14 protein-coding genes are annotated in these 22,640 nt (G+C 32.5%); 4 read left to right on the forward strand and 10 right to left on the reverse strand.

Going from position 1 to position 22,640, the window contains the following annotated elements; genetic code table 11:
• Nucleotides 1-17: 17 nt before the first annotated feature.
• The 5 genes from MUN68_RS12940 to MUN68_RS12960 all read right to left on the reverse strand — a co-directional run bounded on the left by MUN68_RS12940 (nucleotide 18) and on the right by MUN68_RS12960 (nucleotide 6,770).
• Nucleotides 18-1,838: an ATP-binding protein gene (locus MUN68_RS12940; RefSeq protein ID WP_249995975.1), complete on the reverse strand. Its 1,821-nt coding sequence runs from the start codon at nucleotides 1,836-1,838 to the stop codon at nucleotides 18-20.
• A 326-nt stretch (nucleotides 1,839-2,164) separates the two neighbouring features.
• The gene (locus MUN68_RS12945) at nucleotides 2,165-4,018 is read right to left on the reverse strand and encodes an outer membrane protein assembly factor BamB family protein (protein WP_249995976.1); all 1,854 of its coding nucleotides are present in this window, start codon (nucleotides 4,016-4,018) and stop codon (nucleotides 2,165-2,167) included.
• Between the two features lie 11 nt (nucleotides 4,019-4,029).
• On the reverse strand, nucleotides 4,030-4,578 hold the full coding sequence (locus MUN68_RS12950; RefSeq protein ID WP_249995977.1) for a DUF6252 family protein: 549 nt from the start codon (nucleotides 4,576-4,578) through the stop codon (nucleotides 4,030-4,032).
• A gap of 161 nt (nucleotides 4,579-4,739) precedes the next feature.
• Nucleotides 4,740-5,690 (reverse strand): GSCFA domain-containing protein, encoded by a 951-nt coding sequence (locus MUN68_RS12955; RefSeq protein WP_249995978.1) that lies wholly within the window; start codon nucleotides 5,688-5,690, stop codon nucleotides 4,740-4,742.
• Nucleotides 5,691-5,744: 54 nt separating this feature from the next.
• A complete protein-coding gene (locus tag MUN68_RS12960; RefSeq protein WP_249995979.1) occupies nucleotides 5,745-6,770 on the reverse strand; it encodes a tetratricopeptide repeat protein in 1,026 nt (341 codons plus the stop codon).
• A 119-nt stretch (nucleotides 6,771-6,889) separates the two neighbouring features.
• On the opposite strand from MUN68_RS12960, the gene MUN68_RS12965 reads away from it, so the two are divergent.
• The gene (locus MUN68_RS12965; protein WP_249995980.1) at nucleotides 6,890-13,006 is read left to right on the forward strand and encodes an alpha-2-macroglobulin family protein; all 6,117 of its coding nucleotides are present in this window, start codon (nucleotides 6,890-6,892) and stop codon (nucleotides 13,004-13,006) included.
• A 62-nt stretch (nucleotides 13,007-13,068) separates the two neighbouring features.
• Nucleotides 13,069-14,646 carry a hypothetical protein gene (locus tag MUN68_RS12970; protein WP_249995981.1) on the forward strand — a complete coding sequence of 526 codons (1,578 nt, stop codon included), beginning with the start codon at nucleotides 13,069-13,071 and terminating at the stop codon, nucleotides 14,644-14,646.
• Nucleotides 14,647-14,703: 57 nt separating this feature from the next.
• Here MUN68_RS12970 and MUN68_RS12975 read toward each other — a convergent pair whose 3' ends face one another.
• The 5 genes from MUN68_RS12975 to MUN68_RS12995 all read right to left on the reverse strand — a co-directional run bounded on the left by MUN68_RS12975 (nucleotide 14,704) and on the right by MUN68_RS12995 (nucleotide 20,580).
• A complete protein-coding gene (locus MUN68_RS12975; protein ID WP_249995982.1) occupies nucleotides 14,704-15,228 on the reverse strand; it encodes a DUF4136 domain-containing protein in 525 nt (174 codons plus the stop codon).
• 26 nt (nucleotides 15,229-15,254) lie between these two features.
• Nucleotides 15,255-15,965: an ion transporter gene (locus MUN68_RS12980; RefSeq protein WP_249995983.1), complete on the reverse strand. Its 711-nt coding sequence runs from the start codon at nucleotides 15,963-15,965 to the stop codon at nucleotides 15,255-15,257.
• 66 nt (nucleotides 15,966-16,031) lie between these two features.
• Entirely contained in the window at nucleotides 16,032-18,281 is a 2,250-nt protein-coding gene (locus tag MUN68_RS12985; RefSeq protein ID WP_249995984.1) for a T9SS type A sorting domain-containing protein, read from the reverse strand.
• A gap of 147 nt (nucleotides 18,282-18,428) precedes the next feature.
• Entirely contained in the window at nucleotides 18,429-19,427 is a 999-nt protein-coding gene (gene obgE / locus MUN68_RS12990; RefSeq protein ID WP_249995985.1) for a GTPase ObgE, read from the reverse strand.
• Between the two features lie 43 nt (nucleotides 19,428-19,470).
• A complete protein-coding gene (locus MUN68_RS12995) occupies nucleotides 19,471-20,580 on the reverse strand; it encodes an adenylate kinase (RefSeq protein WP_249995986.1) in 1,110 nt (369 codons plus the stop codon).
• A gap of 213 nt (nucleotides 20,581-20,793) precedes the next feature.
• On the opposite strand from MUN68_RS12995, the gene MUN68_RS13000 reads away from it, so the two are divergent.
• Entirely contained in the window at nucleotides 20,794-21,951 is a 1,158-nt protein-coding gene (locus MUN68_RS13000; protein ID WP_249995987.1) for a 5-(carboxyamino)imidazole ribonucleotide synthase, read from the forward strand.
• A gap of 37 nt (nucleotides 21,952-21,988) precedes the next feature.
• Entirely contained in the window at nucleotides 21,989-22,471 is a 483-nt protein-coding gene (purE, locus tag MUN68_RS13005) for a 5-(carboxyamino)imidazole ribonucleotide mutase (RefSeq protein WP_249995988.1), read from the forward strand.
• Nucleotides 22,472-22,640: the final 169 nt, after the last annotated feature.

Genomic DNA, 22,640 nt, shown 5'->3' on the forward strand with positions numbered 1-22,640 from the left:
ATTTTCAATTTATACACCTAAACACGAAGAACAACCTGAGTGCCTTTATTGTTTTCTGATGCCACAGTCAGCTCACCTCCTATATTGTTAGCGCGCTTGCTCATATTAGTTAAACCACTTCCTTTTTCTACAGAATCTAAATCAAATCCTTTACCATTATCTGAAATAGTAATTTTCAGCTGATCTTTAAACTGTTCAATACCAACATTAATCTTAGTCGAAGAAGCGTGTTTTAAACTGTTATGTATTGCTTCTTGAATGATTCGGTGAATGTTCATTCCTTCTACTGAAGTTAATGTTTTTTGTTGATTTACACTATCATGAACAACAAAAGAGAACTTAGTATTATCATCATACAAATGTGCTTTATCAATGTAATTGGAAATGCGTGTTTGTAAATCCTCAAAAGTAACTTCATTCTTATTCATTGCCCAAATGGTATCTCGCAATTCATAAATAGTTTCAGAAGTAAACTCGCTTATTTTGTTAAGTTTTGTTGTGAGTTTTTCATCTTTAATATCAAAGCCATATTTTAAATTATCTATAGACGAAATGATAAAAGTGAGTTGTGCACCAATATTATCATGTAAATCTCTCGAAATCCTCAAACGTTGTTCTTGCAAACGGTTTTGAGTTTCAATTTTCACAAGTGCGTCTTTCAGTTCATTTTCTTTTTGAAGTTGCTTATTTTTTAATTTTTGTTGGTTAAAAAACAAATAACCTATGAGTCCAAAAATGAAAGCCAAGCCTATGAGTCCATATAGCTGATAATTTTTTTTCTGAATAGTTAATTTTTGTTCAGCCAATTCAGCACGTTGAATTAAAATCTCTCTTTCTTTTTTTTCTGTTTCATATTTTACCTCCAAATCGGCAACAGCTTGTGCATTTTGTTCAGAAAAGATTGAATCTTTTAAAGCAACAAACATACTAGTGTATTCTCTAGCCTTTTTAAAATTACCCAACATATAATTACTTTCGGCAGCATGTAGATTTAAATCTGCAGAATTAGCTTCTAACTGTGGGAATTTTTTAATAACATCAAACCCTTTATTTGCGTAAATTAACGCAGTTTTGGGATTATTCATTTGGTTATAAAGCGATACCATATTGGAATATGTTGGTACTAGTCCATTTTCACCTTGCTCAAAACCTTCAGGTCTGTCCAATACTTTTAAGTAAGAATCGAGTGCTAAATCTAAATCCCCTTTTTCATTATACGCATTGGCAAGATTATCAAGTAACTTGTAATAATCCATAAGGTTATTTGAACGCTTAGCAACGACAATTCCTTCATTATAAATTTTTATGGCCTCATCGACGCGACCTAAATCTTTTAAATTAATTCCGATGTTATTGTAAGAAGCGACTTGATCGGTTTCTAGATTATATTCTTGTCGAATTTCAAGCGCCTTTTCATGATATTCTAAGGCCTTTTCACTAAGGTTCATTTCTTGGTAGATTAACCCAATATTATTTAAATATATGTGGCTTTGACGCTCACTGCCATAAGTGTCGTTAAATTTTAGAGCATCAAAGAAATATCGTAAAGCGTCATCAAATTCACTTCTATTCCAATGAAACATTCCCAAGTTATTGACACACATGACTTCTATATCCTTAAAATTATGATCTCTACTTAATTTTAATGCTTTAGAAAAATAAAAATTTGCTGAATCAGACTGCCCAGTAACATCCATATAAATACCATGCGTATTTGTAAGTTCTGTTAATCCAAAATTAAAATCTGCTTGATTAGCAAGATCTTTTCCTTCTTTAATAACTTGAATGGCTTTATCTGTATCATTAAAGATATAACTGAATGCAATTTTATTCAACATTCTAATCTTTGTGGAATCATTTTTTTTTGCTCTCGCAACAGTTAATAAGCTGTCTAAATTCTGTGAAAAAGAAAACGTTGAGAATAAAAAAACTAGTAGAATTAATATATGTTTAGATTTCATATTACGACACAAAAAAAGCATCAGAATTAATAAGCCCTTTTGGACAAATAAATTAGCTGACGCTTTTTTAAAAAATTGATTAATAGCAAGACGAATATATAACATAATTACAATGGTGTATCTTTTTTTCGACAAGTGGCAATTAAAAAAGATTAAGCGTAATCCTACAAAATTACGCCCAATCATAATCTCAACAACAAGATTTAATTATTAAGATTGTATGTATAAATAGTCTTGTCATTAGCCTTATAGTAAAGATAACCTCCAAATTCATCTACTTGATATTCTGGTTTTTTATCCTTTAATATAATCTCTTTTTCTACAGAGCCTTTATCTTTATTCACTTTCACTAATCCAATTCCATCCTCAAATTTAGTTAGAATAAACTGAGCATTTTGAGTTGCAGAAGTTGCTTTAAAACGTTTTAACATTTCTGCTACAGAAGCTCCAGCTGCTGAAGACATACCAGCAGATAAATTATTTAAACGTTCTCCTCTAGCAGTGTATTGGCCAATTCTATTTCGTTCATGCATATTAGCTCCATATGACGCTGATGCTGATGCAGTTGCAGCTGCCACTGCTGTAACTCCTGCTAAAATCGCTCCAAATGCACTTTTACCAGGTGCTCTATGATATTCATGCCAAATGGTTTTGCCTTGCCAATCTAAAAGCATCATATTTTGATCTGACGCTAATAAAACACCTTCTTCTCTTACTTCAACAGATGTTGGATCCTCTTTACCTTCAAAATCAACTTCAGTAAGTAATTCTGAAGTTCCAGAACTAGCATCAATACTATACAGTTTTTCATCTGCAGTAATTAAATACCTGTCATTTTTTTTGTCAAAATCAGAACTAACAACATCAGCTCTTTTAAATTTCAATGGCTTTTTCCATACTTGATCACCTGTTTCAAGATTAACAATGTTAGCATCTTCAGATGTAATGTAAATTAATCCTTGTGGTGTTGTTGCCATCGTCAGGATATTTTCTCCTGTTTTTAGAGGTTTTTTGAAAAGTGTTTTTCCTTCATACGAAATCTTATTAATTCCACCTTCTTGTATTCCAAAGAGAATACCATCATCCATAATATAAAAATGCTGAACATAGCCTTTCGTTTTAGGTGCTTTGTCCCATAGATCGTCACCAGTTGCTGCACTTAACATTGTTATTTTTGATTCTGATGCTGCTGCAAAAGTTCCGCTTCCACCAGTAACATCACTAACAACTGCTAGTCCTTGAGGCAAAATTTGAAAATTTGAAACACTTCCTTTCACTTTACGTTCATCTGACCAAGCTTCAGATCCATTTGCGTTAATCTTATAAATCTTAGTATTCTTTTTATTAGAAGTCGAAGCAAATGCATAAATGTTCTTTTCAGTTTCATCTGCAACCATCCAACCAATATTTTTTAAATCATTCTCCCAAAGCACATTACCAGAAGTCATATCGATTTTCATTAGACCTTTAGTTGTTGGAATAATGACTCCATCAGATAAAACAAGTGGTGTTCCCATGGCTTGTCTAGACCCTTTAAATTTATAAAAACTAATCTGCTCACCTGTGTTTAAATCGTAGATTGCTAAGGCTTGTGCATATTTTTCATTAGCTCTACGTTGACCGCTGACAATTAATTTATTTGCTGGCATAAGCACTTGCGACATACCAATAGCTTTCCAACCATTTTTTTCAGTACTAAATAGTACTTTTCCTGACATATAATCTATGACTGCACTTTTAGTCTGTAAACCTCCAAATCCTGTTTGACCAACAACGACATAAGGGGCTTTTGGAATAAAATTTAACTCTTCAGGTTTTACACGTCCATAATCTGTAAAATTAAAAAGAAGATCATTAGTCCCTGGCTTAATACCAACTAATCCATCGTTGGTTGCCACTACCACTGTTCCTCCCTCAGTAATGGTCATTTCATTAATCTTAGCTCCAAGTTGATAATTATGATCTGGAGTTTCTGCTTTTTGAGCAAATAGTGAAGTTGCATTCAAAAAGAATGCAACTAACACTAAGCTCTTAAATTGAATTAATAGCGTTTTCATAGAAATACTATTTAATTAACAACTTGCTTGTCTAAGTTGAAAGACCCATTAGTAATGGTTTTTAGAGATTGATCTCCACCAACATTTTTACACGTAAAATTGAAAGTCCCTTTTACTTTAGAATCTGTTACACTAGTAACTACAATTTCTCCAACTTCAGTATCATCATAAGGTGCTTGCCAAATTTCTGTAGTAGAATTTTGTGGATTGTTAAGATCAACATCAGTTACTGTGTAAGATGCAGAGTTAGCAATATTTGCTCCTCCTCCAATTGGATAAGTGCCTTCTCCGTTAAAATCGAGAACTGTAAATGAAAATGCTTTTCCGCTACTATTTGAAGCGATAATAATAAGGCTTTGACCATTATTAGCAACTGTTGCTGTTGATGAAATCGCCATAGATTGGTAACTATTACCATTTACTTTTGCCACTAATACTCCTGAACCGGCTCCTCCACCACTTCCTCCTCCATCTCCACTATCGTCACTACTTGAACAAGATGTTAATGTTAATGCGGTTAATGTCATGACTAAAATCATGAAGTTTTTAAAATGTCTCATTGTTGATTGTTTTTGAGGTTAATAATGACACAAATTTGCTGTAAAATACAAAGGCATACAATACGACATATGCCGTATATTTTCACAAATACCTGCAAATCAATTGTTTAAAACAAAAAACATGCGTTTTAAAGCTTCTAAAGCCTAGTTATTTAGTCTTTTTAAAATTGAATATGGCTAAAAGTCGATTGTAGAAGTACTTGTTTATCGTGTAACTTTTGAAGAAATAATTGATGAGCTTCCGAATTTGGATTAGATGGTCGATGAGACAATCCTTTTTGGATGTATTCAATATCTTGCATCGTTTGATTTGCGTCTTTAGAAATCCAAACCTTAAAAAAATGCTCCCAAATGTAATTTATAGCTACTGCATTTGGGTGCAACATATCCTCTTTATAAAAACGATAGTCTCGAAGTTCATCTAACATGATTTCATATGAAGGAAAATAAAACAATTGCTTTCGAGGCTCTACAATTTGATGTATAGCAGAAATCAAATGCGATTTACTTTGCGTGTTTTCGACAAAACCATCTTTTATATGTCGCACAGGAGATACTGTAAATAAAATAGAAACTTTAGAATTTATACTTTTAATTAAACTTATAATAGCTTCAAGAGATTCTGCAATAGACGCTACTGGTAACAACTCTTTTAAAAATTTCTTTTGTGGCACTTTATGGCAGTTCGCTACATGGTTATCGGTTTCTATTAATCTGTAAGTCCAAGCGGTACCAAGTGTAATAATTATATGTGACGCATTTTTTAAAAATTCACTTGTTGTATGTATTTGAGCATTTAAAACCTGCAACAAATCTTCTTTAGAAGTTCTACTCAATTTTGAATGCGCATCAAAACAATGCCACTGCTCATTATAAAAAAAGACGTCATTTTCAGTATATTGTTTTTCATTAATAGCGTTTACTATTAATTTTTCAATGGCAAATGGATGAAATAAAATTCCGAAAGGATTATCAAATTTCTGAAATTTATAATAATTAAATTTTTCTGCAATGTGTTCAGAAAAACAGGAGCCAAACAATCCTATTTTAGAGTTATAATCAATTTGATGATGCTGTTGTGATGAAAGTAGAAGTTTGGTTTGAAGCTCCATAAAAAATGAGGTCGTATTAAGATTTAAAGATAAATAACTCTTAGATAACTATCATTAAAGTTTTAGAATATCTGTTTTCTCCTTTTGAAAGGCTTTAATTTTTGGTAACGCTGTAATTGCTAAATTGATATATTTCAAAGCTTCAGACTGATTTCCTTTATGCCTATGTATTTGCGCTAATCTATAATTTGCCCAAGCAGTGGGCACACCATCTGCAGCAGAATGATTTTTAATATAGATTTGCAAACAACGCTGCCCTTTATTAAGTTCTATATTATATTCAGCTGCAACCTTACCTATTTGATAATGTAATGCGTTTCTTTTATGTTTTTTCTGAGCATCTTCAATATTTGCAATGGCCTTTTCGGGTTGCTTTTGCGATTCATACAATTTAGTAAGTTTATCAAAACAGGTTAGCGAACCTCCAATTTTTATCGCCTTTTTATAAAATTCTTCTGCTAATTCTGGTTCATCATCATATTCATAGACATATCCTTTGGCGAGGTAACCATCTACTTCTGAAAGTGCTTGTAATTCATCAGCGTATTTAAGAGATTTACTTTTACTTCCTCCAATTATGCCTGGCAATTGCATATACAATTCTACTAAAGCCCAACGTGTATTAATATGTTTAGGATCTAATTCTGCGGCTTTTAAAAATGCAGACTTTATATCTCCAATAAAGGCAACGGCTCTAAGCTTACTAACGCTTAGCGCTTTCATTCCTAAAGCTCCTCCAAATTTGTAGTGATAGTTTGCTACATTTGGTTTCAACGCTACTAATTTTTCGTAGGCGTCAATGGCATGATCCCATTTTTCTTGCTGACCATAAGCATCACCAAGTAATTCGATTCCTTCTAAGTCATTAGGCGAAATTTTTAGATATGCTTCCAAAGTTTGTTCTACTATTTCATACTTCTTCTCTTCAAACGATTGCTTTGCATTACTTAAAACAGATGACTGGCTAAAGCTAATTAAAGGCGCTACAAAAAGGAACATAAATAGATACCTCACATCATATAATTTCACAAATTTCATGCCTTCAGTTTCTTGGTATTGTTTTTGATTTTGATATTGCAAAGATAACGTGTTTACGCTTAAATTTTATAACTTCACTAAATCAAACGATTCATTGACTCATTTGTTATTTATTAGAAGACCTTTTGAGTATAAATTGCACGATACTAAAAATTATTTTCATGAAATTAATGACCAATATAATAATGATTTTATGCTTTGCAAACTTCGCTGCAGCTCAATCTGATGGATTTGACAAACTATGGAAAGATGTCCTAAAACACGAATCTGATGGTTTACCAAAATCGGCCCTTAAAGTTGTTGAAACTATTACTGAACTTGCAAAGACCAAGAATAATACACCTCAACAAATTAAAGCCTTACTCCATAAAAGCAAATATCTTTTAACGCTTGAAGAAGATGCGCAACTTAAAATTGTTGAAGATTTTAAAACTGAAATTTCTAAAAGTAAATCTCCTACTAAAAACATCCTTGAAAATATGCTAGCCACAATGTACTGGCACTATTTTCAGCAACATCGTTATCAATTTTATAATCGTACCAATACTTCTGAAAAAGTAGATGCTGATTTCAGAACTTGGGATTTACAAACGCTATTTACAGAAATACAAACCTATTACCAAAGTTCGTTGCAAAACGGACTCATCTTACAGCAAACGCAACTTTCAGAGTATAAAGATATTATTCAAGAAGAAAATGGATCGAAAGTATTTCGTCCAACACTATTTGATTTACTAAGTCATAATGCACTTCAATTCTATACGACTAATGAAAATAGCATTAGTAAACCAGCTTATAAATTCGAAATTGATAACGCAAATTTATTAGGAACAACTAAAGTTTTTACTGCTGTAGATTTAAGATCTAATGTTACAACGTCACTTCAATTACAAGCCCTTAAGATTTATCAAGAATTAATTCAATTTCATTCAAAAGGAAGCAATCTAGATGCGCTTGCTGATGTAGATCTTAAGCGGTTGAAATATGTTGCTCAACATGCCATATTTGATAACAAAGAAACACTTCTATTACAAACATTACAGAAATCTAGTGATCAATGGTCTTCAAACCCAGTTTCTGGTTTATACGATTTTGAAATCGCAACAATTTGGCATAGACAAGGAAATCAATATAACGTAAACACAAATCCAGAAGTGCGTTGGAAATTAAAAGACGCTATTGAATTATGTGACTTGGTCATTACTAAATTCCCTAAAAGTAGCGCTTCTGAACAATGTGAAGCACTGAAATCTCAAATACATTCTAGTCGATTAAATCTTTCAGCAGAAACTGTAATCCCTATAAATTCTCACTCAAGATTTCTAGTAAAATACACTAATATAGAAGCTTTAAATTTTAAAATATACAACGTTAACTTCTCTCAGAAAGAAGCCTTTGACAAACTTTATAGACCTAATGAACGATTGGCTTTTCTTAAAAACAAAACGAGTATAACTGAATGGAAATCGACCCTAAAAAATGAAGGTGATTATCAAAATCACACTACAGAAGTTGTTGTTCCAAAATTAGAAAACGGTCATTATATTATTTTAGCTGAAACACCAAATAAAGACCATAGTTTTGCAACTCAAACACTTCAAGTTACTGATTTTGCAGTTATTGACAAATCTACAGGCAGCGAAATCGTATATCAAATTATTGACAGAAAAAATGGAAATCCAATAGCTAATGTTGCAGCTTCACTTAAGTTTCAAAAAAACTACAACAATGCATTTTACACTAATAATCTCACTTCAGACACCAATGGTGAGATTCGCTTAAAGAAAACATCTGAGCGTTATTACAATTTGAGTATCACTTTATCTAAGAATAATAACACGGCTTTTTTTAATGGCTTTTATACATCAAAAGAGCATAGCCAAAATGATAAAAAAGCAAACTACAATTCATTTTTATTTACAGACCGAAGCATTTACAGGCCAGGACAAACTGTTTATTTTAAAGCTATTGTTCTCGAGAGTGAAATTGGCAAATCAAAACCGCTTTCAGACGAAATTATAAATGCAAATTTATATAATGTCAATGGAGAGAAATTATCTGAATTAGAACTTAAATCTAATGATTATGGTTCGATTGCTGGTGAATTCATTTTACCAAATTCAGGTTTAAATGGTCAGCATTATATTCAAATCAATTCAACGAAACGTTCTATTAGACAACATTATTATTTTTCTGTAGAAGACTATAAACGACCAAAGTTTGAAACCAAATTTAATCCAGTCACTGAAACCTATAAAATCAATGATTCAGTAATTGCAAAAGGTACAGCTATAGCTTATGCAGGAAGTAATATTACAGATGCAAAAGTTGTGTTTCGTGTGGTTAGAAAAGTAAAATATCCACGTTGGTATTACTGGTATAGACCTTGGTTTAATAGTGAACCTCAAGAAATTTCTCATGGCGAAACGACAACCAATGACAAAGGTGAATTTGAAATAGCATTTAAAGCACTACCTGATGAAAGTGCAGACAAACATTCATTACCTGTTTTTAATTATGAAATCACAGCAGATGTCACTGACCTTAATGGTGAAACACGAAGTGCAACAACCATTATCAATGTTGGATATCATGCAATGGAAGCAAAGGTGTCAATAGATGAACAATTAGATACATCAAAAAAAGATCATAAGCTTTCTATTTCGACTAAAAATTTAAATGGTGAATTTGTTCCAGCGGAAGGTCATATCAAAATTTATAAACTCATAGCACCAAATCGTGTTTTGAGACCTCGACCTTGGAATGCTCCAGATTTTCAGGTGATTCCTTCAGAAGAATTTAAAACCAAGTTTCCACATGAAGCATATACCAATGAGCAAAATCCAATCCATTGGAAAAAAGGCACACTTGTTTTTGAAAATACATTTGACACCGAATCTTCAAACGAAATGTTGCTCGGAAACATCAAAAAATGGAGTTCAGGTCAATATGTAATCCTTTTAGAAAGTACAGATAAGTTTGGTCAGAAGGTGACTGATGAAACGAGAACGACTTTATTTAGTGATAGTGACAAAACGGTTTCAGATCAGCAACTATTTTCAATTACAACAAATCAAGACAGTTATAATCAAGGTCAAAATGTAGCATTAACTTTAGGGTCTTCAGCCAAAGACATTACAGTAACACTAAGTATTGAAAAGGATTCTAAAATAGTCAACACCTACATCATTCCGTTAAGCAATAACAAAAAAACCATTGCCATTCCAGTAACAAAAGACGATATTGGTGGCTTCGCAATTCATTACAGTTATGCCGCTTTTAATAGTTTTTCGGGTAATGTAATTCGAATTAATGTGCCTTATCCTAAAAGCGATTTACAAATTGAAACCACAACATTTAGAGACAAATTGCAACCTGGAACAGATGAAACCTGGAGTTTTAAAATCAAAGGTTCGAAAGGGGAAAAAGTCACTGCCGAAATTTTAGCAAGCATGTACGACATGTCATTGGATCAATTTAAACCACATGCATGGAGTTTTAATCCGATACAAAAACCGACTTACTATCCACAATATGCCATGAATGCTAGGCAAAGTTTTGGTATTGGAGGATTTAGAGTGCATAACCAACAAAATAATTACCCATATTATCAGCAACAGCAATATGACCAATTGAATTGGTTTGGGTTTTATTTTGGAAACAGGCATCTCTATAGAATGCTGGAAGGTGATGCCGCTGGAATTCAAATCGTTGAAGATGATTCTGAAATGGAAGAAGTCATGGTTATGGGCTATTCGTCTGTAAGTAAAGATGAAATGACAAGTGCTGTAGCTAATGTAAGCGCTGAATCTATTGACAAGAAAAAAAGTATAAAAGGAAGTGATGCAGATTCTCAACAAAAGTCTGTAAATGAACAAGATTTTGGTGATGTGATAATCCGTAAAAACCTTCAAGAAACCGCTTTCTTTTTCCCACAATTACAAACCGATAATGAAGGTCAAGTAAGTTTCAGTTTTACAACTCCAGAAGCCTTAACCAAATGGAAACTACAATTATTAGCACATACCAAAACGATGGAAAGTGCGACTTCAACTTTAGAATCTGTGACTCAAAAAGAATTGATGGTCATTCCTAATGCGCCACGCTTTTTACGACAAGGTGACGACGTTGTGATCAGCACAAAAATTTCAAACTTAACTGAAAAAGAATTGATAGGTCAAGCTAGATTGATTTTAACAGATGCTACTACAGGACAAGATATTTCTTATGATTTAATTGTTCAACCTTTGGAGTTTCAAGTCATGGGACAACACTATAGTGCTAATGAAGCGTTTTCAGTCAACGCTAAAGGAAATACACAAGTCTCTTGGACTTTAAAAATTCCAAATAACATTGACGCAGTTCAATACAAAATTTTAGCTAAAGCTGGCGATTATAGTGATGGCGAACAAAGTACATTACCCGTTTTAACCAATAGAATGTTGGTGACTGAAACTTTACCAATGTGGATTAAGGGTAATGAATCTCGAACATTTACATTAGATAAATTACGTAACAATACCTCAACAACACTTAAGCACCATAAATTAACTTTAGAGATGACATCAAATCCTGCTTGGTACGCTGTACAAGCCTTACCATATTTGATGGAGTATCCTTATGAATGTAATGAGCAAACGTTTAGTCGTTATTACGCAAATGCTTTAGCAAGTCATATAGCGAATAGCAATCCGAAAATTCAAGCCGTTTTTAACCAATGGAAAAATGCTGATGTCTTAATTTCAAACCTAGAGAAAAACGAAGAATTAAAGTCCATTTTAATACAAGAAACGCCATGGTTACGAGATGCACAAAGCGAAACTGAACAGAAAAAACGCATTGCTTTATTATTCGATTTAAACAAAATGAATTACGAATTAGATGCAGCAAAACGTAAGCTTAAAAATAATCAAATGCCTAATGGAGCTTGGCCTTGGTTTAAAGGAGGACGAGCAAACCGTTACATCACGCAACATATTATTACTGGTTTTACGCATTTAGAGAAGTTAAATGTTACCTCGAGTACAGACGAGACGCAAATGATAAACAAAGCCATATCTTACTTAGATACTGAATTTTTAAAAGAATATAAAGACATCAGAAAGTACAATCCCAAAGCCGATTTATCAAGAGATCATTTAACCAATACACAATTACAATATCTCTATTTAAGAAGCTTTCTGCCTAACACAAAAAAATCGAAAGAAATTTCAGACATCATGGACTATTATTTTGGTCAGATTAAAACCTATTGGCTAGATAAATCATTATACTCAAAAGGATTGATGGCTTTGATTATGCATCGACAAAACGATAGTAAAACTGCTGGTAAAATTTTAAAATCTTTAGAAGAAAACAGCATTACTTCAGATGAATTAGGCATGTATTGGAAAGCAAATACAAGTTCTTGGAATTGGTATCAAGCACCAATTGAAACGCAAGCCTTACTTATTGAAGCGTTTTCAGAAGTAGGACCTATCATTCAGAGTGAAACGAAGCATCTCGAAACTATAGATAATCTAAAAATTTGGTTATTGAAAAACAAGCAAACCAATCAATGGAAAACAACAAAAGCAACAACTGAAGCAGTATATGCATTATTATTACAAGGAAGCGATTGGCTAAGTGTTACAGATATGGTAGATGTGGTTATAGGCGGAAAAGTGATTGCTCCTTCAAAACTCAAAGATGTAGAAATTGAAGCAGGAACTGGGTATTACAAAACATCATGGACTAAACATGACATCAATCCTTCAATGGCAACTGTAGAACTTAACAAAAAAGGAGAAGGCATTGCTTGGGGAAGTTTATATTGGCAATATTTTGAAGATCTAGACAAGATCACTTCAGCTGAAACACCTTTAAAACTGAAAAAGAAACTCTTTAAAAAGACCCATACAAATACAGGAGAGCAAATTACCGAAATCACATCAGATACTAAATTAAACGTTGGTGATTTAGTTAGAGTACGAATAGAATTAAGGAGTGATCGCAATATGGAATTCATTCATATGAAAGACATGAGAGCTTCAGGATTAGAACCTATAAATGTCATGTCTCAATACAAATGGCAAGACGGATTAGGCTATTATGAAAGCACTAAAGATGCTTCAACTAATTTCTTTTTTGATTATTTACCAAAAGGTGTTTACGTGTTTGAATACGATTTAAGAGTGAATAATGCTGGAAATATGAGTAATGGCATTACGACGATTCAAAGCATGTATGCTCCAGAATTTAGTAGTCATAGTGAAGGTGTAAGGATTATGATACAATAGGCATTAAAATCTTTATAAAAACCATATAAATTATTAATTTGCTTTTTCAAAAACATATAAAAATGAAAAAACTCCTTACAATCTGCTTACTAATTTCGGTAAGCCTGTCTTTTGCACAAGATTTTTCAATTACTAAAAGTGATATTTTTAAAGACAAAAAGAAAAATTCATTTCTAACATTTAGCTTGGAAGCTGAAGATGGTGGCATTGTAACTATTAGATCTTATCGTGCTGGTTTAGGATTCAGGCTTAAAGGCTATTACATTCAATATTTTGATTCTAATTTAAAACTCATAAAAGAATTAGATTATGAAGTCAAAAATAAGGTCATAAAAAATGCCTTTTTAAAAGGGAACACACTTCATCTTATTGAACAAGAAGCTTTAAAAAAAGAAGATAAGATTGGGTTTTCTGTAGCTTCTTCAGAATTGAGCAGCCTTAATTTCACGTCTAAATCGATACTAAATTTTTCAGAAGACAATGTGAAAAAATACTTTGGCATAGCTATTTTTCCATTCTTTTTTAATGGTGGCTTAAATCAAGCCGATGGGAATCATTTAGGTGAAGTTATTTTTTCAGCAAACGAAAAGTTTTTTGCAATTAATTTCGACTTTAAAAACAAAGATCAAGAAACACACAAAGTCTTTGTATTCAATGATAATTTTGAAAAAGTATACGAAAAATTGATCGTAAAAGATATTAAAGACAAATTATTTGAATACAACAGTTTTGAAGTTGATGGCAAAGACGGAACCATCTACTTCCTAGGCAAAGCTTATGAAAATGGCAAAAAAACATCTAAAAAAGGTGGTAAAATAAATTACCATTTTGAACTGAGTAAAATTAATTCAGAAGGCGAACAAATTACAAGTTTTAAAAGTGAGGAACACTACATTGAATCTTTGCATCTGTTAAAAAATGAAGAACGATTAGTTTGTGTTGGTTTCTTTGGAAACAAACAAGAATATAAATTAAATGGTGTTTGTGTTTACGATTTAAATCCTGAAACTTTAGAAACTAATTTTAGTAAATTTAATGAGTTCTCTGATGAATTTCTTAATGACAAATATGGAAATAGAGAAGGCAAAAAGAAACGAAAAAAAGAAAAAGGCATCAATAATATTGATTTTAAAGGTGTGTATCTTATGGCAAACAATGATATCGTTGTAAATGCTGAAGAATTCTTTATCACAACAACTTCATATATGGACTCTAACGGAAACTGGAAGACAAGAACTGTTTACCATTTTAATGATATTATGGCAATGCGACTTGATGGAGAAGGTAATTTAAAATGGGCAAGAAACATTAATAAAGCTCAAGTTGGCACTGTTAATAGTTCTTATACTAGTTTGCCTGTGGAAGAATCTACATATTTCTTTATCAACTGCTCTGATAATGTGAAAAAGATAAGTGCTGATAGAATTGCATTTAAACAAACCTCATCAAAAAAATCTAACCTTTATGTTATTTCTATTGATAAAGACGGAAACTTTGATTACAAAAAACTTATTGATGATAAAGAATCAAAAGTGTATTATAAAGTGAATGGAGGAGTTACAAATATTAACAATCAATCTGTCTTTTTACTAGGAGAACGAAAGAGAAACGGTCGTATTTTAAAATTACAAATCAATTAACAACTTCACTTAAACAATTATAAAAACCTGTAAAACGCAATGATTTTATAGGTTTTTTCATTTCACTTTAGGAGGAAAGCCTTCAAGAACTTTAGCAACTATAGACTTAAATATGGCTTCACGTTTTTCTGGAGATGCTTTTGGACTGTAGCTAGATTCTGAAACAGCCTGCCAAAACAATCCGTTTTTATTTTCATCTACAAACTCAAAAATAATTTGCCTATTAAGTTTATTTTGACCTACAGGAATTCCGATAGAAACTCCACCACCTACTCTTCCTCCTGTTCCTCCAAGTCCCACTCCTACATTATTACGAGCAGCCTCTTGATATTCGTTACTTTTTATATCTATAAAAAAATCTGGAGTTTCAGATAATGTATAACCATTGGTTTGCAAGGCATTATCTAAAGCATCTAATAATCGTTTGGTATCTAATTCGCTAAGTCCTGTATCTAAATTAGCATAATAATTATAGGTTTTGTATGCCTTAAAGTCTGTCGTTTTCTCGTAATCGTAATTCACACGAACAGGTGCACAAGATGTTGCAATTAGCAACACTAAGAGGATTGAAAAATATTTCATGCTTTTTATTTTAAAGGTAGCAAAAATTATTCCGTTTCCTTTTTGTCGATAGACTTAGTTAAAGCCGAGGAAATAATTCCAGTTGGAATAGCAACGATACCTAATCCTATCATTAAGATCAAAAATGTGAAGACTTTTCCGCCTACAGTAATGGGATACACATCACCATAACCAACAGTGGTTAATGTAATAATTGCCCACCAAAGGCTATCAAAAATTGAGGTAAAATGTTCTGGTTGTGCTTCATTTTCAAAATAATAAATGCCAACTGCAGCAAAGTAAATAAGGATGAGCGTTATAAAAACAAAAAGTAGAATTTCTTCTTTAGCCGATTTTATAGCACGTGTAAAATGGTTCATTGCTCTATTATAGCGGACTAATTTTAAAATTCTGAATAACCTTAAAAAGCGTAATGCTCTTAATGAACGCAAATCAATTCCGAAGGACAAGTAAAATGGCAGAATGGCTAAAAAATCAATAATACCAAAAAAACTAAATACAAATTTAGGCTTACTATCTGCTACATAAATTCGTAGTAAGTATTCTAATGTGAATACGCTCACACTAAAAATCTCAATAATATATAATATGGTTTTGGTTTGTGGTTTAAGATTTGGAATCGTCTCTACCGAAAACGTAATGATAGATACTAAAATTAAAGCCTGAATAAAAAAGGCAAAATAACGACTTGGTTTGTTGTCATTAATTTCAACAATACTTTTAATTTTTTCTTTCATTATGATGGTTGGTAATGGAATCAAATTTACATCTTAGGATTAAAAAAACCAACAGCATAAAAATCACTAGTTTTTAAGTACTTTAAACGTACTAACTTTATTATTAATACGCACTTTCATAAAATAAAGTCCGTCACTTAACTGACTCACATCCAACACACCTTGAGACACTTTTGGAGTAACAGTCATCACATTTTGACCTAAAGCATTATATACTGTAATATTTTCAACACTGTTATTTGCTTTAAAGTTTACTATAGAATTTACTGGATTTGGATATAGTTCAAAATCACTAAACTCATTATCTTCAACAGATAACGTTGTATTATAAACTGCGATATCAAATAATCCAGTAGCTCTATTTGTACCATCAGACCAGACTTGAATATAATAATCTGTATTATATTCTAAATTAGCATCAAGTAACTGATTTATACCGCAAGCATCAGCTACTTGTGTTAAACTATTACAATCACCTTCCCATAATTGTAGATTATAAGTACCACCTTCAACGACTATATCGTATAAACCTGAATCTGTTGTGCTAAATGAAAACCAAACATCTACTCTATTAGCAGAATCATTACAACTTGGTATTTGAGAAGATTGTGTGGCTAATTCGTTGTAAGCTTGAACTATTTCTCCTAATTCCAAATTAATGGCATCATCACATTCGTCATTGATTGGTAAAATATTGCACTCAAAAGCGACTTCTGCTGTGCTGTTGCAGCCTGGAGCGTTGTTATTTATAGTAGTAACTATTTGAGAATCTGCTATAGCAGCACATATATTTGAATAATTACAAATATTTAAATTTGGGTTATTTTCAATAGTTAAAATCGAATATATTTGAGCACTTTCCATTGCTGAAATATTTGACAGTATCGAGTTATTGGTAATTCTTATGCTGTTTGCATAACTTAAGGCCTCTACACCTTCTAAACTTTCTAGTTGGTCATTATCTCCAATTTCAAAACTCCCAGAACCAGAGAATGCAAATAGACCTGTTAAATTTTGTAACAAATCGTTATCCTTAATTTCTAAATCATCTGCACCTAAAACATTATTAAGACCATTGAGGTTAATTAAAGAATCATTATCTTGAATATCCACGAAACCAACATTAGTAGCAAATCCTTGTAAGCCATTTAAACTTGAAAGTACAGGGTTTCGTCGTATTCCAATACCGCCATTTCCATCAGTACCAGTTACAACTAAATTACCTAGCGCACTGATATCAGATAAAGATTGATTATCTTGTATGATTACAAAAGGTCCATAATCTTCTGATGTACTTGCAATATTTTGTAATCCATCCAAATCCGTTAACAAAAAAGTATCATGGATAAATATCTGAAACACTTGTGTCAAGCCTGCTAAAGGTGTTAGATCTACAATATCACTACCACTAATATCTAACCAACCTATAGATTCATCAAACACGGTACAATTAGGATAATTAATTGGGAAAGCATCTATTTCTGCTTGAGAAGTAAATGTTCCATTAGGAGGACAGTCATTTAAATCGACTTCAATGGTAAATGTTGCTGTTGTTGAAGATGTATTTCCACAATCATCTGTTGCTAAAAATGTTACCGTTGCACTTACAGTCTCACTGCAATCAGAATCTAGAACAGTAAAATCGTTTGACCAAGAGATAGTACTACAAGTATCAGAAGCTATAGCTCCTCCATTTGAAGACAGCCAATTATTTAACTCTGAAACATTTCCAGAACCATCACAAGAAACAGATTCATCTAAGGCAGATGTTATAATACTAGGAGGCGTATAATCAGCAAAAGAAATCGTTTGAAGATGTGTAGTAATATTACCACAATCATCTGAAACAGTCCAAGTTCTCATGATGATTTCTTCTCCAAGACATGAACCATCACTAATATCCTCAAAAAAACTTATAGTAATATTACTAGAGCAATTATCTTCAGCTACCAGTTCTGGAAGTGTGTCGTCACTTCCACACTCTAGGGTTATGTCTGAAGGAAAACTTATAATCGTTGGAGCTTGTGTATCTTGTATGGTTAATGTAGCCAGAGTTTGAAAATCACCACAAGAATTACTAGCAGTAAACGTAACAGTAATTTCCGCATCACACAAATCTGTAATACCTAAAAAATCATTTGACCAAGTTACTGTTCCACAATTTGCTAAAGCTGTTGCTCCACCATTAGAATCTAGCCAATTTTGCATGGCGTTATCTTCACCACAGTCTATTGTAATATTTGAAGCTTCAGTCTCTATCTGAGAAAAAGCGGTTACAGAAAACATTAAAAATAATATGAGGAATACTTTTTTCATGACGTCCATTTGTTGCAAGTTATTTAAAATCAGACCTAAATTATAAAAGTTTTATCGATTTAGCGTTAAGGATTGTAGTGGAAATCCTTTTTTGCAAAAAAAGATTGCAACGAAAAGCCTGACCCTTTTTAGGGTAACGCCCAAAAACTAATCATTAAGCATTTTCCAGAGCTTATCCTTTAATTGGGTAATTCCTTTTTGTGCAACAGAAGAAATAAACATGTAATCGATAGGTAATGATTCATCTAATTCTTGTTTAAATTCAGCCTGAAGTTCATCATCAAGCATGTCACTTTTTGAAATCGCAATCATACGTTCCTTATCTAACATTTCTGGATTATAACGCTTCAATTCATCAAGCAAAATATCGTATTGTTTACGAATATCTTTAGCATCAGCGGGAATCATAAATAATAAAATAGAATTACGTTCAATATGACGTAAAAAATAATGACCAAGACCTTTTCCTTCAGCAGCACCTTCAATAATTCCAGGAATATCTGCCATTACAAAGGTTTGGTAATCGCGATATTCAACGATTCCTAAATTAGGTTTAAGGGTTGTAAACTCGTAATCAGCAATTTTTGGTTTTGCAGCACTAACGACAGATAGTAAGGTCGATTTTCCAGCATTTGGAAATCCGACTAAACCAACATCAGCTAAGATTTTAAGTTCTAAAGTTATATGTCTTTCTTGTAAATCTTCTCCAGGTTGTGCATAACGAGGTGTTTGATTGGTAGAACTTTTAAAATGCCAATTTCCTAAACCACCACGACCACCTTGAGCAACAATACTTTCTTCGCCAGCTTCTGTAATTTCAAAAAGCACTTCGTCAGTTTCAGTATCTTTTATTACTGTTCCCAAAGGCACATCTAAATAGACATCTTCGCCATCTGCTCCAGTACTTCTACTTTTGCTTCCATGCGATCCATGACCTGCTCTTGCATGACGTTTAAATTTAAGATGTAATAAGGTCCATAGGTTTTCACTACCACGAATGATGATATGACCTCCACGTCCACCATCACCTCCATCAGGACCACCTTTTTCTATATATTTTTCGCGATGTAAATGCGAAGAACCTTGTCCGCCTTTTCCGGAAGACACATGCACTTTTACGTAATCAACGAAATTTCCCTCAGTCATATTCTCTTATGTTTTCTAAAATCGTTTACCCGATTAAGTCTTATTACAATTTATCGATTACCAAATTGAGTCGATCTGTTATATCGCTAATACTACCAAAGCCATCAACGCCAAAGTATTTATCTTGCTTAGAATAAAAATCCTTCAAGATTGCTGTTTCGTTATAATATACTTTAATTCTATTTCTAATAATTGCCTCATCAGAGTCATCTTTTCTACCACTAGTTTTTCCACGCTCTAATAAACGTTTCACTAAAACTTCATCTTCCACTTCTAAAGCAATCATTGCATCAACTTTAGAATCTTTTGCATCCATTATTTGATCAAGAGCCACTGCTTGGACTTCATTTCTAGGGAAACCGTCAAAAATAAACCCATTAGCATCTGCATTTTTATCTACCTCTACACTTAACATATCTATGGTTACTTGATCTGGAACTAATGCTCCTTTATCTATATAAGATTTTGCTAATGCACCTAAGGCAGTATTATTTTTCATATTAAAACGAAACACATCTCCAGTAGAGATATGGACGAGATCATATTTCTCTTTTAAAAATTCTGCTTGAGTTCCTTTACCTGCACCTGGAGGTCCAAATAGCACTAAATTAGTCATGTGTTGTGTTGTTTTTAATTGATATATTTCTGGTAAGTCTCTACCTAATCCGTTATAATCTAATCCGTAACCGACTATAAATTTGTTTGGAATTTCAAGACCTACATAATGTAATCTAAAATCTTTTTTATAAGCTTCAGGTTTGTAAAATAATGTCGCGATTTTAAGTTCACCAACATTTTCATTTTTAAAAATACGATGCACTTCTTCGAGCGTATTTCCAGAATCTATAATATCTTCAAGGATGACTACTTTTCTACCTGATAAATCTTGTGTTAACCCAATAAGTCTCTGGATATCTTCCGAAGATTTAATCCCTTCATAAGATGCTAACTTAATAAAAGTAACTTCACAAGGTTTTGGATATTTTTTCACGAAATCACTCACAAACATGAAAGAACCATTTAAAATTCCAATAAATACAGGCACTTCGTCTTGAAGATCTTTTGCGACATCATCAACCATTTTCTGTACAGCAGCATCTATTTCTGCTTCAGAAATAAAAGGTTTAAAGTATAAATCGTTGAGCTTAATCACTTGTTTTTTAATTTAAAGAGGCAAAGATAATCAATAGATTGGCGATTAGCGATTTTTGAATTCCATTTTTACGATAGCTTTCTATTTTATAATGTATTTTTGTAATATTTAATACTAAAATATTACTGACATTTAGAACGGAGTCGTGAAAAATGCATCTTCTATTCAAGACATTTCGACTGCGCTCAATGTGAGAACTAGTTATAAAGGCAGATGACAAATTATTTTTCTTCAAATTTTAAACTCGGTATTCTTGGTGGTGGTCAATTGGGCAAAATGATGTTGTATTCGACCCGAAAATTTGACATTACTACTTATGTAATGGATTCAAGTGATGAAGCACCTTGTAAAATTGCATGCAACAAATTTGTTAAAGGAAATTTAATGAATTATGATGATGTTTACAACTTCGGGAAACAAGTCGATGTCTTGACTTTTGAAATTGAAAATGTAAACGTTGATGCTTTAGAGGCTTTAGAAAAAGAAGGCAAAAAAGTTTTTCCATCGTCAAAAACCTTACGAACCATTCAAAATAAAGCAACGCAAAAACTGTTTTATAGAGATCATCAAATTCCAACTTCAGACTTTACAAGATTTGCGTATGTATCTGAAATTGAAGACGCAATTGATAATGGTGGATTAGAATTTCCATTTGTCTGGAAAGCTGCTCAATTTGGTTATGATGGTAATGGCGTAAAGGTTGTTAGACAACTTTCAGATTTGAACAATTTACCTAAAGGTGAATGTATTACTGAAGATTTAATTCCGTTTAAAAACGAATTAGCTGTTATTGTAGCGAGAAATGAAACCGGAGAGACCAAAACCTATCCAGTTGTTGAAATGGAATTTCATCCAGAAGCTAACCAAGTAGAATATGTCATTTGTCCTGCAAGAATTGAAGAAACAGTTGCAAAGAAAGCGACAGATATTTCCTTAAAAGTTTCAAAGGCTTTTAATCATGTTGGATTGTTGGCTGTTGAAATGTTTCAAACTGAAAATGATGACATTTTAGTTAATGAAGTTGCACCAAGACCACATAATTCAGGTCATCAAACGATTGAAGCTAGTTACACCTCACAATTTGAACAACACATTCGTGCCATTTTAAATTTACCTTTAGGTCAAACTGAAAGTAAAGTTGGTGGTATTATGGTTAATCTTGTTGGTGCTGAAGGTTATACTGGCGATGTTGTTTATGAACACATCGAAGACATTTTGAAAATGAATGGTGTGACACCACATATTTATGGAAAAAAACAAACGAGACCTTTTCGTAAAATGGGACATGTGACCATTGTAAATGAAGATTTAAACAAGGCAAGAGAAATTGCTGAAGTTGTTAAGAACACAATAAAAGTGATAAGTAAATAAGGTCTCGACTACGCTCGACCTGACAAAAATTTAAATTATGCAAAAAGTTGCTGTTATTATGGGAAGTAAAAGTGATCTTCCAGTTATGCAAGACGCTATAGATATTTTAAAAGAATTCAAAATAGACGTTGAAGTTGATATTGTTTCAGCCCACAGAACACCAGAAAAACTATTTGATTTTAGTAAAAACGCACATACTAGTGGCATTAATGTCATCATTGCTGGTGCAGGAGGTGCTGCACATTTACCAGGAATGGTCGCATCATTGTCACCTTTACCTGTCATTGGAGTTCCTGTAAAAAGTAGTAATTCTATTGATGGTTGGGATTCTGTGTTATCTATTTTACAAATGCCTGGAGGAGTTCCTGTTGCTACAGTTGCCTTAAATGGTGCAAAAAATGCTGGGATTCTAGCTGCTCAAATTATTGGAGCAACAGATAAAACAATTCAAAATACAATAATCGCTTACAAAGAAAGTTTAAAAGCCAAAGTCATTGAATCTTCTAAAGAGTTGAAATAAAAAAAACCTCGTGTATAAACGAGGTTTTTAGAGCTATTAATCAATTATTTGTATAGAGTTGGTTAACTCCTTTTAAAATAATTATGACAAAACTAAAATATATTTCATCATTTTTTCAGAAAGTTATGAGATTTAATGAACAAAGTAATTCACAATTTGAATTTTCGTA

Origin of the sequence: Psychroserpens ponticola, assembly GCF_023556315.2 — a bacterium.
In the GTDB taxonomy this organism is placed as follows: domain Bacteria; phylum Bacteroidota; class Bacteroidia; order Flavobacteriales; family Flavobacteriaceae; genus Psychroserpens; species Psychroserpens ponticola.

Bases quoted from the DNA above. Each gene is read 5' to 3' on its own strand.
- MUN68_RS12940 (WP_249995975.1), bottom strand. From the start codon at position 1,838: ATGTTGAATAAAATTGCATTCAGTTATATCTTTAATGATACAGATAAA.
- MUN68_RS12945 (WP_249995976.1), bottom strand. From the start codon at position 4,018: ATGAAAACGCTATTAATTCAATTTAAGAGCTTAGTGTTAGTTGCATTC.
- MUN68_RS12950 (WP_249995977.1), bottom strand. From the start codon at position 4,578: ATGAGACATTTTAAAAACTTCATGATTTTAGTCATGACATTAACCGCA.
- MUN68_RS12955 (WP_249995978.1), bottom strand. From the start codon at position 5,690: ATGGAGCTTCAAACCAAACTTCTACTTTCATCACAACAGCATCATCAA.
- MUN68_RS12965 (WP_249995980.1), top strand. From the start codon at position 6,890: ATGAAATTAATGACCAATATAATAATGATTTTATGCTTTGCAAACTTC.
- MUN68_RS12970 (WP_249995981.1), top strand. From the start codon at position 13,069: ATGAAAAAACTCCTTACAATCTGCTTACTAATTTCGGTAAGCCTGTCT.
- MUN68_RS12975 (WP_249995982.1), bottom strand. From the start codon at position 15,228: ATGAAATATTTTTCAATCCTCTTAGTGTTGCTAATTGCAACATCTTGT.
- MUN68_RS12980 (WP_249995983.1), bottom strand. From the start codon at position 15,965: ATGAAAGAAAAAATTAAAAGTATTGTTGAAATTAATGACAACAAACCA.
- MUN68_RS12985 (WP_249995984.1), bottom strand. From the start codon at position 18,281: ATGAAAAAAGTATTCCTCATATTATTTTTAATGTTTTCTGTAACCGCT.
- obgE (WP_249995985.1), bottom strand. From the start codon at position 19,427: ATGACTGAGGGAAATTTCGTTGATTACGTAAAAGTGCATGTGTCTTCC.
- MUN68_RS13000 (WP_249995987.1), top strand. From the start codon at position 20,794: ATGACAAATTATTTTTCTTCAAATTTTAAACTCGGTATTCTTGGTGGT.
- purE (WP_249995988.1), top strand. From the start codon at position 21,989: ATGCAAAAAGTTGCTGTTATTATGGGAAGTAAAAGTGATCTTCCAGTT.